This is a genomic window from Paraburkholderia fungorum, assembly GCF_046026025.1.
GTDB classification, from domain to species: Bacteria; Pseudomonadota; Gammaproteobacteria; order Burkholderiales; family Burkholderiaceae; genus Paraburkholderia; species Paraburkholderia fungorum_E.
Window position 1 is genome coordinate 34605 of sequence record NZ_JAQQFL010000002.1, and the last position, 14034, is coordinate 48638.

A 14034-nucleotide genomic window follows, 5' to 3' on the forward strand; every position below is an offset into this window, starting at 1 on the left:
TAGGCAAGAGAAAGCGGCTTAAACCGCTAACTCTTAAGCGGGTCCCCCGCGCAGCCTCGGTAGTGGTGCATCTGGAATCCGTGCCCCCGCACACTCCGCGCTAGTGACAAGGCGCTCATTCGCTCCCACTCCGCACTGCGTGCGTCGCGGATGGGTCTGCCAGGGAAACCGGGGGGTTCGACGCGTGGTGGGTGGTTTTATGAAGGACCGTTCGGCGCGCGCAGCGCCGCCGGAAGTATGAATGCCTTGTCACTCACGCCGAATGTGCGAGAACACGGATTCCAGATGCACCACTACCGAGGCTGTGCGGGGGCCCCGCTTATGAGCTGGCGGTGTGAGCCGCTTTCTTTTGCCTACTTTGCTTTGCGGCAGGCAAAGAAAAGTAGGTGCCGCCCCGCACAGGGGCAACACTAATAGACCACTAACAAATCAAGGAAAGGCCCAAAAACCCCAAACCAACAAAAAAACAAAAAACCAAAAACCCAAGCCTCAAACCCTAACAATCGGCGGCACATACTTACACTCATACCGCTTCCTGACGGTACCGTTCTCGTCAACGCTTTCCAGATAGACGTCAAACTGCCACAAACGCGCCATGTGCTTGAGCACCTCATCGCTATCACCGGACAGATGCCGGTTGTCGCTCATGAAATGCCGTAACGTCAAACTCCGGTCACCGCGCGTATTCACCGCCCACACCTGAATATTCGGCTCCCGATGATGCATGTCGTACTGCCGCGACAACGCCTGGCGCACATACTGATACCCGCTGTCGTCATGAATCGCGGACACTTCGAGCGCATCGCGCATGTCGTCATCGAGCACGGAAAATAGACGCATCTCACGAATCAGATGCGGCGACAGATACTGCGCGACGAAACTCTCGTCCTTGAAGTTACGCATCGCGTAGTGCATCGCCGGCAGCCACGGGCTGCCCGCCAGTTCGGGGAACCACTTGCGGTCCTCCTCCGTCGGGGATTCGCAGATCCGGCGGATGTCGCTCATCATCGAAAAACCCAGCGCGTACGGATTGATGCCGCTGTAATAAGGCTTCGTGACCGGCGGCTGGTAGACCACGTTGCTGTGCGAATGGAGAAACTCCATCATGAAGCCGTCTTCCAGCTTGCCCTGCGCGTACATCGTGTTGAGCAAGGTGTAGTGCCAGAACGTCGCCCAGCCTTCGTTCATGACCTGGGTTTGCCGCTGCGGATAGAAATACTGCCCAACCTTGCGCACGATGCGGATCACTTCCCGCTCCCACGGCTCAAGCAGCGGTGCGTTCTTCTCCGCGAAATACAGCAGATTCTCTTGCGGCTCCGGCGGGTAACGCTCCTCGATTTCCTCCGGCAACGGTGTGTGCCGGCTCGGCAAGGTGCGCCACAATTCGTTGACCTGCGATTGCAGATAAGCCTCACGTTCGCGGCGCGCCGCAAACTCCTTTTCCAGCGACAGTTTCTGCGGACGTTTGTAACGGTCCACGCCGTAATTCATCAACGCATGGCACGAATCGAGCAGTTCCTCCACCCGGTCGAGCCCAAAGCGCTCCTCGCACTCCGCGATGTAATTCTTCGCGTAGACAAGGTAATCGACGATTGCATGCGCATCTGTCCACAGTTTGAACAGATAGTTGCCCTTGAAAAAAGAGTTGTGGCCGTAGGCCGCGTGCGCGATGACGAGCGCCTGCATCGTCATCGTGTTCTCTTCCATCAGGTACGCGATGCAAGGGTTCGAATTGATGACGATTTCGTACGCCAGCCCCATCTGCCCGCGACGATAGCTCTTCTCAGTGGAGAGAAAGTGTTTGCCGAACGACCAGTGACGGTAGTTCACCGGCATGCCGACAGACGCGTAAGCGTCCATCATCTGTTCGGCGCTGATGAGTTCGAGCTGGATCGGATACACGTCGAGTTCATATTGCTCTGCAACACGAGCAATATGCGTGTCGTACTCTTCGATCAATTCGAAGGTCCAGTCGGACGGGCACGGCAACGGCCGCCTATCTGCTACGTTCATACGGACTTCCCTTTGCCCCACAGTGGGCGTTCCGGTGTGTCCCCGTGCTGCAGCGGTGTCGGCTGCTCCGGCTGCGGCGGCTCCCGTATCGTCCGCCTTAGCCTCGGCATGCCCGGCTTGACCCTGCTGCGGCACGCCTTTCCCACGCTCCGGCTGATAGCCGCGCGCTTCGTTGTGCAGGTGTTTTGTCATGAAGACGCCGCCTGCTTTTCAAACAGTTCCCGAAACACCGGATAAATATCCGCTGCGGTCTCGACCTTCTTCATCGCCATATGCGGCTGGCTCAGCGCCAGTTGTGCATATTCGAGCCACAGGTTCTGCTCTTCCGGCGTGACCTGGATATACGCAAAATAGCGCACCTTCTCCAGGATGTCATCCGAAAGTATCTTGCGGCACTTGGGTGAATCGTCGGTCCAATTGTCGCCGTCGGAAGCCTGAGCGCCGTAAATATTCCATTCAGTCGGCGAGTAGCGCTCGTCCATCACCTTGCGCATCAGCTCCAGCGCGCTCGACACCACCGTGCCGCCGCTTTCAGTCGAATGAAAGAACGTGTCTTCGTCGACCTCCTCGGCGCGTGTATGGTGGCGGATGAACACCACCTCGATCTTTTCGTAGTTACGCTTGAGGAACAGATACAGCAGGATGAAAAAGCGCTTGGCGAGATCCTTGCGCTGCTCGTCCATGGAACCGGACACATCCATCAGACAGAACATCACCGCCTGGCTGGATGGCGTGGGCTGCTTCACCCGGTTCACATAGCGCAGATCGAACGGGTCGATAAACGGAATGCGCCAGATGCGCCCGCGCAAATGATGGATTTCCTCCTCGAGCACCTTGATTTCCTCGCGACGGTCGTCCGGATCGGCCTTGATCACTTCCAGTTGCCGTTCCATCTCGTGCAACTGATTGACGAGCGGCGCGCCGAGCGCGATACGGCGGCCGAGCGCGCTGCGCAACGACCGGACCACGTCGATATTGTTCGGGGTGCCTTCGGCCGCCCAGCCGGCGCGGATACTCTTCCACGTAGGCACGGCCATCAGATGGGTTTTGACGAGACGCGGGAGTTCGAGGTCGTCGAAGAAATACTGCATGAATTCTTCGCGGCTCAGCTCGAACACGAAGTCGTCCTGCCCCTCGCCCTCGTTGCTGGCCTGGTTGCCCCCACCTCCGCCGCCGCCCCCTTGTGGGCGCTGGATCTTGTCGCCGCGGATGTAGTCCGCGTTGCCCGGATGCACCATTTCCCGCTTGCCGCCGGGACCGTGCCGGAACGAGGGTTCCGCGATGTCCTTGCGCGGAATGGTGATGCTCTGGGTGTTCTGGATGTCCTTGATGCTACGGTCGCGCACCGCTTCCGAGACGGCGCGACGAATATAGTTCTTGACGCGACGCAAAAAGCGCTCGCGATTCGCAATGCTCTTGTTCTTACCAGCTAACCTGCGGTCGATGATTTGATGAAGCACGCCCGGTCTCCCGTGTCGGTCGGAGTTAGCGCTTTAGCGCTTCAACACCTACCCCAACCCCATGCAACTGCACAAATTTCCGGTGCGCGAGACGCATGTTGCATAGTCATATCCGCAAACGCAACGCTATGTCCATGCGCCTCGCAAGGTGCCCGCGCGGCTGGGCCGCGCGGGCGGCACGCAGTGCGTATCATGACGACTTGCGCACGCGCAGATACCAGTCACACAGCAAGCGCACCTGCTTTGGCGTATAGCCCTTCGTCACCATCCGGTTGACGAAGTCTTCGTGCTTGCGTTGCTCTTCCGCCGAGCCCTTGGCGTTGAACGAGACCACCGGCAACAGTTCTTCCGTGTTCGAGAACATCTTCTTTTCGATCACGACGCGCAGCTTCTCGTAGCTGATCCATGCGGGATTTTTCCCCGCATTCGCAGCACGCGCACGCAGCACGAAGTTGACGATCTCGTTGCGGAAGTCCTTCGGGTTGCTGATACCCGCAGGTTTCTCGATCTTCTCCAGTTCGGCGTTCAGCGCCGCGCGGTCGAAGCTTTCTCCGGTGTCGTGGTCGCGGAACTCCTGATCCTGAATCCAGAAATCCGCATACGTCACGTAGCGATCGAAAATATTCTGACCGTACTCGGAATACGACTCCAGGTACGCGGTCTGAATCTCCTTGCCAATGAACTCGGCATAGCGCGAGGCAAGCACGTCCTTGATGAACGACAGGTACTTCTGTTCGGTTTCCGGTGGGAACTGCTCGCGCTCGATCTGCTGTTCGAGCACGTACATCAGATGCACCGGGTTCGCTGCGACTTCCGTCGAATCGAAGTTGAACACGCGCGACAGAATCTTGAACGCAAAGCGGGTCGACACGCCGGTCATCCCTTCATCTACACCCGCGAAATCGCGATACTCCTGATACGACTTGGCCTTCGGATCGGTGTCCTTGAGATTCTCGCCGTCGTACACCTGCATCTTGGAGAACAGGCTGGAGTTTTCCGGCTCCTGCAAGCGGGTGAGCACCGACATCTGCGCCATCATCTTCAACGTACCGGGCGCACATACCGCATTGGACAGCGACGAATTGCGCAGCAGCTTCTCGTAAATCTTGATCTCTTCGCCGTAGCGCAGGCAGTACGGCACCTTCACGACGAAGATCCGGTCGAGCAATGCTTCGTTGTTGCGATTATTGCGGAACGCCTTCCATTCGGACTCGTTCGAGTGGGCAAGGATCACACCGTCGAACGGGATCGCACCGAAGCCTTCCGTGCCTTTGAAGTTACCCTCCTGGGTCGCGGTAAGCAGCGGATGCAAGACCTTGATCGGCGCCTTGAACATTTCGACGAACTCGAGCAAGCCCTGATTCGCGAGACATAGGCCACCGGAGTAGCTGTACGCGTCCGCATCGTCTTGTGCATATTGTTCGAGCTTGCGGATGTCGACCTTACCGACCAGCGACGAAATATCCTGATTGTTTTCGTCACCCGGTTCGGTCTTGGCGATACCGATCTGACGAAGGATCGACGGGTAGCGGCGCACCACGCGAAACTTGCGGATGTCACCGTTGTATTCATGGAGGCGCTTCACCGCCCATGGACTAAGAATGTTTTTCAGGTAGCGGCGTGGAATACCGTATTGCTCTTCGAGGATCGGACCGTCCTCGTCGTAATCGAACAGACCCAGTGGCGACTCGTTGACCGGCGAACCCTTGATCGAGTAGAACGGCACCCGTTCCATGAGTTGCTTCAAACGCTCCGCGATCGACGATTTACCACCGCCGACCGGTCCCAACAGATACAGAATCTGCTTCCTTTCTTCGAGCCCCTGGGCCGAGTGCCGGAAGTAGGCGACCACCTGCTCGATCACCTCTTCCATTCCGTAGAACTCACGGAATGCGGGGTATACCTTGATGACCTTGTTCGCGAAGATACGCGACATGCGCGGATCGTTACGAGTGTCGATCTGTTCTGGTTCACCGATTGCCGTCAACATGCGTTCGCCAGCCGTAGCGTACGCGGCGGGATTGTCTTTGCAGAGCGCGAGATACTCCTCGAGCGAGAGTTCATCTTCTCGTGTTTTCTCGAAGCGGGTCGCGAAACTGCTGTAGATATCCATGCTACCTCCTCGCCGAAGTCTAGACCGATGTCGTGCGCGGCGCGCTATTCGGAAACGACATCGCTCGAATTCATCCTAAACCCTTTTAAATTTTTTTTCACGGACTACGTGATGAAAATCGTGCCGTGTTGCCTCCCCTACAATCCTCACTTGGAAACACAGATTCGGTCACCTACAATCTTGCGCACACATACAACCATGCGCAGCAACTGCCGGCCCACGTTACTGCCTCTCCATCGCCCTCTGCTCGCCTTGCTGCTCAGCACCGCCCTCAGCGTTCCACTGCACGAATCGTCTTGTCCATCAAACGATCTCACTGCTGTACCGGACAGCCTGTCTGCACGCACACACTTTGTCGTGTCTAACGCGGACGTCATGCCATTTCCTGTGCCCCGTGCTTTTTTCCATAACGCACGGCATCGCCATTCGGTCTACAGCGACAGGCACTGTGTTACATGTTCGTTCGCCATGCTGACCAGCAGCGCCGTTCATCTGCGCATCGTCTGACGGTTCGTCCATCCACTGGAAGTTTTGTTCCACACCATTACGCATGACATGCGGTGCATCGCTGTGCGCTTGCCGCTCATACCTGGCCCTCGTATTAACCGCGTTGGCGACATGGTTAGCCGCGCCTATAACTGGATCACGGCCACGCAATGGGTTGCTTCATAGGTGTATACGGCAAAACGTTCAATGCAGATGCCGCAAATGTAAAACGGCCGCCCGCGGGCAGCCGTTTGTTTGATGCTTCTTAGTCGATCGTAACAAGCGCGGTTGTTACAAGCGCAGCTGTTACAAGCCGACCAATACAACTATCCCGCGCCGCATTCAGGTCAGTTCGATCTCCACTTCCCCAAGACCGTCGATGTGGCCGCGCACAATGCCCGGTTTGCCCACATTGTGCGCACCCACGTACGACCCCGTGGTAAGCGTCCACTCGGGCTCGATGGTGATGCCCATGGCAGCGCAATGGTTCACGAACCACACCAGCAGTTCGCGCGGATCGCCGGCCGGATTGCCGGTGGCGTCCTGCACCAGCGAGTTCCCGTCGAAAGTCAGCTCCAGTTCGGGTGACACGAAGTCGAAGCCGCGCGCGAGGCCCGCATAGGCAACCGGATGACCGGTGATCAACGCGCCATTGTTCTGTGCGTCGGCCAGTTGTGCGAGCGGCGCGACGTTGGGCCACTCGGCAAAGCGGCTATCGACGATCTCGATGGTCGGCAGCACGACGCCGACCTTCGAGAGCACTTCGTCGCGCGCATAGGCCCGGCCGCGCGGCTCGATGGCCTCGGCAAAGCGAAAGGCAATCTCCAGCTCCACCAGCACCCTGAAGAAGCCTGCATGGGTTACCCGCGCGGGCGACGGCAGCACCAGCGAAGCCGGGATCGGCGCGCCCGCCGCGGCCCCGCCCGGCGCTCTGGCGCCGATCTTCCACGCCCCGGTCGAGTCGCCGAGGCCTGTGATGACAGCCTGCTGGATCGCGTAGGCGGTGGCCGCATCGGGCGGCAGGCTGTCGAGTGGGGGCGCATCGATCGGGCGATGCTGCCGGCGTGCTTCGACGAGGCGGTGCGCGAGGTCGTATTGCGTCATGTCGGTCCTTTATGGCTGGCGCGTTGAGCGGTGGGCCGCTGCGCCGGGTTGCGGCAGCGGGATTGCGGGCTCACGGTCCGCGCTTACGGCCTGCAGCGGCACTGTCGCCGGTAGAAGCCGTAGTCGCGCCCGTCAATGTACCGGATCGCGACGCCTGCCAGGGCGCGGACGACGATTGTGAACGTTACTTAGTCCGCAAACCATGAAAAAAGACCGCGGTTGCGTGCGCAATCGCGGTCTTTATCGTCAGCCTGCGCGGCTGATCCGCTCAAGCATGGTTTTGTCTATTGCTTCACCGGGAACGAATGTTGCAACGCGGATGACCGGTCAGAACGTTTCCCAGTCCTGATCGCTGCCGGCGCTCGCTACTGCCTTGGCAGGCGTCCTCGTCGGTGCGGCTGCCTGAGCGGCCGCAGGGGCGGCGGGTGCTCTCGCGACAGTGACGGCCTGCGCGCCCGCCGGCGAGACGGGATGTGAGGCGGGGTGCGACACCTTGCGTGCCGCCGTCGAACGAACCGGCGCGGCCACGCGCTTCGGCGCTGCGCTCACCGGCGCCTTGTAACCGCTTTCTTCGAGCTGGAACACCGCGACCGCAGTGCGCAGCTTGCCGGCCTGATCTTCGAGCGAAGAAGCGGCCGCCGCGGCTTCTTCGACCAGCGCGGCGTTCTGCTGCGTCACCTCGTCCATCTGGGTGACCGCGCGCGCCACCTGGTCGATGCCGCTGCTTTGCTCTTCCGAGGCCGCCGCGATCTCGCCCATGATGTCCGTCACGCGCTGCACCGCACCGATGATCTCGGTCATGGTGCGGCCCGCTTCGTCGACCAGCGCCGAGCCGGACTGCACGCGCTCCACCGAGGTGTCGATCAGCTCCTTGATTTCCTTGGCCGCCGCCGACGAACGCTGCGCGAGGCTGCGCACTTCGCCTGCCACCACCGCGAACCCGCGCCCTTCTTCGCCGGCCCGCGCCGCTTCCACGGCGGCATTCAGGGCCAGAATATTGGTCTGGAACGCAATCCCTTCGATGATCGAAATGATGTCGGCAATCTTCGCCGAGCTCTGATTGATGTCGCCCATCGTGCCGACCACCTGGCCGACCACCGCGCTGCCCTTGTTGGCGATCTCGGACGCATTGGCCGCCAACGAGCTTGCCTGGCGAGCGTTGTCAGCATTCTGTTTGACGGTGCCGGTCAGCTCTTCCATGCTCGACGCGGTTTCCTGCAGGGCCGACGCCTGCTCTTCCGTACGCGAAGACAGGTCGATATTGCCGGCCGCGATCTGGCGCGTGGCGGTCGCAATCGATTCACTGCCGCTGCGTACCGTACGCACCGTTTCGGTGAGGTTGTGCTGCATTTTGGCAATGCCTTCGAGCAACCGCCCCATTTCGTCACGCGAGGTGATCACAACCGGGCGGCGCAGATCGCCGGCGGAAATAGCGTCGAAATGACCGAGCGCCGCGTCGAGCGGGCGGCCAATCGCGCGGCTGAGCGTCAGGTAGGACAGCGCAGCGGCAATCACGCCGACCAGCAGCGCAGCGGCGCTCACCATGCGGAACACTTCAAAGTTGCTTTGCGCCGAGTCGTAACCTTGCTTCGCCGACGTGAACTGGAACTTGCGCAGTGCGTCGTCCGCGGTAGAGAGCTCGTTGTACGCCACCTGCAAGCGCTTCGCCCCGTCGACAATCTTGCTCTGGTCGTTCGCGGTGACGATGGCCGAAAACGCGTCCAGTTGCTGATGCAACGCATCGCGTTTGGCAACGACGTCCTGCGCCAGACGGTCTTCGTCAGCGTCACGCGGCAGGTCCATATACTTTTTCCACCATTGATCGGAGCTCGCACGCATCTCACGCGCGCGTTCGATCGTCGGCGCCGCGTCCGGCGTGCCGATCAGGAACGCTGCCCGGTCGAGCGCCAGCCGCTCGCGCGCGGCATACAGCTCGGCGTTGCCGATATCGACAGCGCTAGGCATGGCGTTGGTGAAAGTATCCTGATAAGCGTCGTTCGAACGGCTCATACCGAACAGACCGAAAACGCCAGTGGCGACTAGCAGCGCGGCGAGAAAAGCCATCGTGAGGCCAATCCGCGCCTTGATCGTGATGCCTTTGTTCAACATGCTTGTTCCTGTACTTAGCAAAAGAGAAGCTGCGTGCGCAGCGCGGGGTAGCGTGTCGCGTCTGCCTGCATGGCGCTGATTTGGTACGGCGCTCTAATACTCACGTTTACGGCATTCGACCTGCATACTTGAAGGTTTTATATGGTATGAAGAAAGACGTTGTAAGCAATTGGAAGAAATTACAAACCACTGACAGGCCGCGCCCGCGCGAAGATCACACAGCGCTTTCGAACAATCGGGGAAGTGAATTCCGGGGACCCGGAAAGCCCGAGGCGGGCAAATAACACGGGTTGAAAAGAAGGTCGAGCGGGGTTCGAACGCAGTTCAAGCGCGGTTCAAACGCGGTTCAAGCGCGGTTCAAGCGGAACCCTCGGCTTGCGGGGCGCAATAGCACGTCCAGGAACAGGCGCAAAGCGCTCACGCCCGAGGCTTTGACCGGATTTTCCCGCGCTATCGGCAAAGCGCAAAAATGACACGGGATACCGTGCGCGAAGCCACTCGGCTCGCGTCCGGCACCGGGGACTCACGCGGCGTCAGATATCAGGCCGCCAGATCGCGCCTCGCCACCCCGGCCCATGTCGCGGTCGATTCACGCACGATCAGGCGCGGCGACACCACACGCCGGCGACCCGGCGCACGTACAGGACTGCCCGGCGGCGTCCCCGCAATGCGTTCGATCAGCGTCTGCGCGGCCATATCGCCGAGTGCGCGGACCGACTGCCCCACCGTCGAGAGCGACGGATAGGTGAATCGTCCCAGTTCGATATCGTCGAAACCGATGATCGAGCAGTCGCGCGGCACGCTGATATTGCGCTCGGCCGCGGCGCGCAGCGCACCGATCCCCATCATGTCGTTGCCGGCAAAAATCGCCGACGGCCTCACGGTATCGAACAGTTGTCCGGCAGCGCGATGGCCGCCCGTTCCCGAAAAATCGCCTTCGACAATCGCGCCCGCCGGAATCTCGATGCCGCGCTCCGCCATGGCGCGGATAAAGCCGTGCAAGCGCATGGCGCTCACCGCCGTCTTCACCGGCCCGGTGATACAGCCGATCCGCACGTGCCCCAGTTCGAGCAGATGACGCGTCGCGAGATAGCCGCCCTTCTCGTGGTCGATCTGCACCAGATCCGCGTTGACGCCTTCGATATTGCGGTCCACCACGACCAGCGGCTCGCGGGCGTCGGCGAGCGCCTGCGCCAGCACCGCGTCATCGCCCGCGGAGGCAACGATCAGTCCGTCGATACGCTTTTCCTGCAGCACGCGCAGATAGTTGCGCTGCTTGGCCGGATCGTCGTCGGAATTGCAGAAGAACAGGCAGTAGCCGTTGCGCGCGCAACCATCCTCGATACCGCGCGCCATCTCCGCGAAATACGGGTTCGTACTGTTCGGCACCACCAGACCGATCGTTGCCGTCGCCCGCGCCTTGAGCGAGCGGGCCACCGCCGACGGTACGTAGTGAAGCTGACGGATCGCGTGTTCGACTTTCGCTCGCACGTCGGCCGACACCGGCCGTGAGTTGTTCACCACGTGCGATACCGTCGTGAACGACACACCTGCCACGGCCGCTACATCCTTGATCGTCGCCATAACCTGTTGCTCTCCTGCCTGTTGTTCCCGCCGGCCACGCCATCTGGCGACCCACCGGACGTCTTCATCGAAGACAGACCAAACCCATGAATACTTACGCTTTACCGCAACGCTCTACCGCACCTTCCACACTTCTCACACTTCCCACTGCGGCTGCCCCGGATCCGCCACGAACCGGCTGGCAGCGCCGCCGTCACGCGCGCTTACGGCGGCTGCGATAGGTGTCCAGCACCACCGCCACCACGATCACCGCGCCGGTGATCATCCGCTTGGTCGGCTCGTTCGCGCCGATCTGCGCCAGGCCGGCCGCCAGAACCGAAATGATCAACACGCCGAAAAACGTGCTGATCACCGAACCGCGTCCGCCCATCAGACTCGTTCCGCCGATCACCACCGCCGCGATCACCTGCAACTCCATGCCGACGCCGGCGTTCGGGTCGGCCGCTTCCAGACGCGAAATCTGGAACAGCGCCGCCAGCCCGGCCAGGGCGCCCATCAACGCGAACACAATGACCTTGTAAGGCCGCGGATTGACGCCCGCGAGCCGAACCGCTTCCTCGTTAGTGCCGATGCCTACCAGATAGCGGCCGAACACCGTGCGCGTAAGCACCAGTTGCGCGACCATCATCACCGCCACCGCAATCAGGAAAGCCGGCGAAATGCCCAGCGCAATCGGATTCGACAGAAAATCGAACGCGTCGCCGATATAGGCGGTGCGCGAATTGGTCATCTGGTACGCCATGCCGCGCGCCGCTTCGAGCACGCCTAGCGACACGATGAACGACGGAATCCGCCAACCCACGGTCACCGCGCCGGTGACGGCGCCGGTCAACGCTGCCGCGGCGACCCCGAGCAGTGCCGCCGGCAACGGCCCCCAGCCCCACTTTAACGCCGCCACGCTAACCACCGAGGCGCCCAGCGCCAGCACCGAACCCACCGAGAGATCGATCCCGGCGATGATCAGCACGAAAGTCATGCCCACCGACATCACCACCAGATCGGGGATCTGGTTGGCGATCGTGCTGAATGTGTCGTAGGTCAGAAAGTGTGAACTCAAGAGCGAGAACAGCACGATCATCGCCAGCAACGCACCGGCAAGACCCAGGTAGTTCGAAAAGCCGAGCCGCGTGCCGGCCGGTTTGCCGCTTGCCGGTGGCCCCAGCGGTGCGGACGGGTCGGCGGCCGGCGCGAGTGTTACCCCTGCCTGCGGCGCGCCCGCTGGGCCGCCCGATGCCTCATGCGCCGGTCGATCGGTCATGACAGACTCCCTGCTTCATGGGTGTCGGGGGCATGCAGCAGCGCTTCGCGGCTGCGGTAGCCGGCGAAAGCCGCGGCCAGCAACGCATCCTGCGACCAGGTGTCGCGCTCGAATATCCCCGTCATGCTGCCCGCGGACATCACGCCGATCCGGTCGCAGATCAGCATCAGCTCGCGCAGGTCGCTCGACACCACGACCAGCGCACGCCCTTCACGCGCCAGCGCCCCCATCAAGCCATAAATATCGAACTTCGCGCCGACGTCGATGCCGCGCGTCGGTTCGTCGAACAACAGCACACGGCAATCGCGCGCCAGCCAGCGGCCGATCACGACTTTCTGCTGGTTGCCGCCCGACAGCTCACCGACAATCTGCCCCGGTCCCGAACTGCGAATCCGCATCGCATCGATCTGCCGTTGCGCGAGTGCGTTCTCGCGCCTGGCATCGACGATGCCGTGCCGCGCCACGCTGCCGATATTGCCGAGCGAGACGTTGGCCGCGATCGGCTGCGGCAGCAACAGGCCTTCGCCTTTACGGTCTTCGGTGATCAGGGCGATTCCGGCCTCTACGGCGTCCGACGGCGAAGCAATCTGCACCGGCATGGGCGGTGCGCCCGGCGCTTTCGCCAGCGACACCGTCCCGCCGTCCTTCTGGTCGGCGCCGTAGATCAGCCGCATCAGCTCCGTGCGACCCGCGCCAATCAGCCCGCTGATGCCAAAAATCTCGCCGGCGCGGACCTCGAACGACACGTCGCGCACCGCCTTGTCGCGCGTCAGGCCAGCCACTTTCAACAGCGGCGCGCCGATGTTGCGCACGCCCAGATCGATCCGCTCTCCCAGTTCCCGGCCCACCATCCACGTGACGATCTGATCGCTCGTCAAGTTCGCCATGGCGTCGACATGCACGAGCTTGCCGTCACGCAGCACCGCGACCTGTTCGGCCACCCGCGCCAGCTCTTCGAGCCGGTGCGAGATATAGACCAGCGCAACCCCACGCGCCTTCAACCGGTCGATCTGCTCGAACAGCAGGTCGACTTCGCGCGCGGTCAGCATCGCGGTCGGCTCGTCGAGGATCAGCACGCGGCAATCGTCGATCAGATTGCGCGCGATCTCCACCATCTGCTGATGCCCAATGCCGAGTTCGCCGACCAGCGTATCCGGATCGATCGCATCGAGCCCGACTTGCGCCATCGCCTGGCGAGCATCCTCGCGCAGCTTGCGGCGGTCGATCCAGCCGAAACGGAACGCCCCCGCTTGCGGCAAACGGTTCAGAAACAGATTTTCGGCCACCGACAGCGTCGGCAGCAGGTTCAACTCCTGCATCACCATGCGCACGCCGAGCGCTTCAGCCTCGCTGCGGCTCGCCGGCGCATAGGGCGCGCCGCCAAGGCGCATCGTGCCGGCGGTCGGCTCGACAAGACCACCGATTATTTTGGATAGCGTACTCTTGCCCGCGCCGTTCTCTCCCGTGAGCGCCAATACCTCACCGGCACGCAGCGACAGCGACACGTCGGCGAGCACCGGTTCGGCATAGGTCTTACCGATGCCGCTCACAGACAGCACCGCAGGCAAGGCATCGTGATCGATTGAATCCATCGCAATCCTGGTTCCGGGGCCGCCGGCGCGGCTTCAGGCGATTCGCTCGCATGAGGCCGCCAACCACAGCCACGTGTCATGCCGGCCCAATGCGCACAATGCGCAGGCGCTATCGGCCACGCCCCTCCCGCCGCGCAGCCACCGTCATGACGCTTACCTCTGGAATTAACGGCGGCGCAGCAGGTTTCTTGAGCGTTTATTGAATTGGCGCGGATTCGCCCGGTTCTTCGCCATGCAGTCATGCATGCCATGGCGTCGGCACGAATCCGCTTCGCCCGGTTTATTGCCGTGTTGCCCGCGATGCGTGTCGCGGTG

The 14034-nt window shown here is 61.4% G+C and carries 8 protein-coding genes; all 8 read right to left on the reverse strand.

Annotated elements, in window-relative coordinates; translation table 11 throughout:
* Positions 1 to 489: 489 nt before the first annotated feature.
* The 8 genes from PQR67_RS02335 to PQR67_RS02370 all read right to left on the reverse strand — a co-directional run bounded on the left by PQR67_RS02335 (position 490) and on the right by PQR67_RS02370 (position 13719).
* Positions 490 to 2205 (reverse strand): SpoVR family protein, encoded by a 1716-nt coding sequence (locus PQR67_RS02335; RefSeq protein ID WP_408453903.1) that lies wholly within the window; start codon positions 2203 to 2205, stop codon positions 490 to 492.
* The gene (locus PQR67_RS02340; RefSeq protein WP_408453906.1) at positions 2202 to 3473 is read right to left on the reverse strand and encodes a YeaH/YhbH family protein; all 1272 of its coding nucleotides are present in this window, start codon (positions 3471 to 3473) and stop codon (positions 2202 to 2204) included. Before PQR67_RS02340 ends, PQR67_RS02335 begins: the two co-directional genes overlap by 4 nt.
* Positions 3474 to 3663: 190 nt before the next feature.
* Positions 3664 to 5586 carry a PrkA family serine protein kinase gene (locus tag PQR67_RS02345; RefSeq protein ID WP_408453908.1) on the reverse strand — a complete coding sequence of 641 codons (1923 nt, stop codon included), beginning with the start codon at positions 5584 to 5586 and terminating at the stop codon, positions 3664 to 3666.
* Between the two features lie 828 nt (positions 5587 to 6414).
* Positions 6415 to 7176, reverse strand: a complete 762-nt coding sequence (locus tag PQR67_RS02350) for a hydratase (RefSeq protein WP_408453911.1) — start codon at positions 7174 to 7176, stop codon at positions 6415 to 6417.
* Positions 7177 to 7503: 327 nt separating this feature from the next.
* Positions 7504 to 9285, reverse strand: a complete 1782-nt coding sequence (locus tag PQR67_RS02355) for a methyl-accepting chemotaxis protein (RefSeq protein ID WP_408453914.1) — start codon at positions 9283 to 9285, stop codon at positions 7504 to 7506.
* A 540-nt stretch (positions 9286 to 9825) separates the two neighbouring features.
* Positions 9826 to 10869: a LacI family DNA-binding transcriptional regulator gene (locus PQR67_RS02360; protein ID WP_408453917.1), complete on the reverse strand. Its 1044-nt coding sequence runs from the start codon at positions 10867 to 10869 to the stop codon at positions 9826 to 9828.
* Positions 10870 to 11062: 193 nt separating this feature from the next.
* On the reverse strand, positions 11063 to 12127 hold the full coding sequence (locus PQR67_RS02365; protein ID WP_408453920.1) for an ABC transporter permease: 1065 nt from the start codon (positions 12125 to 12127) through the stop codon (positions 11063 to 11065).
* Positions 12124 to 13719 carry a sugar ABC transporter ATP-binding protein gene (locus PQR67_RS02370; RefSeq protein WP_408453923.1) on the reverse strand — a complete coding sequence of 532 codons (1596 nt, stop codon included), beginning with the start codon at positions 13717 to 13719 and terminating at the stop codon, positions 12124 to 12126. Before PQR67_RS02370 ends, PQR67_RS02365 begins: the two co-directional genes overlap by 4 nt.
* Positions 13720 to 14034: the final 315 nt, after the last annotated feature.

Bases quoted from the DNA above. Each gene is read 5' to 3' on its own strand.
- PQR67_RS02335 (WP_408453903.1), bottom strand. From the start codon at position 2,205: ATGACAAAACACCTGCACAACGAAGCGCGCGGCTATCAGCCGGAGCGT.
- PQR67_RS02345 (WP_408453908.1), bottom strand. From the start codon at position 5,586: ATGGATATCTACAGCAGTTTCGCGACCCGCTTCGAGAAAACACGAGAA.
- PQR67_RS02350 (WP_408453911.1), bottom strand. From the start codon at position 7,176: ATGACGCAATACGACCTCGCGCACCGCCTCGTCGAAGCACGCCGGCAG.
- PQR67_RS02355 (WP_408453914.1), bottom strand. From the start codon at position 9,285: ATGTTGAACAAAGGCATCACGATCAAGGCGCGGATTGGCCTCACGATG.
- PQR67_RS02360 (WP_408453917.1), bottom strand. From the start codon at position 10,869: ATGGCGACGATCAAGGATGTAGCGGCCGTGGCAGGTGTGTCGTTCACG.
- PQR67_RS02365 (WP_408453920.1), bottom strand. From the start codon at position 12,127: ATGACCGATCGACCGGCGCATGAGGCATCGGGCGGCCCAGCGGGCGCG.
- PQR67_RS02370 (WP_408453923.1), bottom strand. From the start codon at position 13,719: ATGGATTCAATCGATCACGATGCCTTGCCTGCGGTGCTGTCTGTGAGC.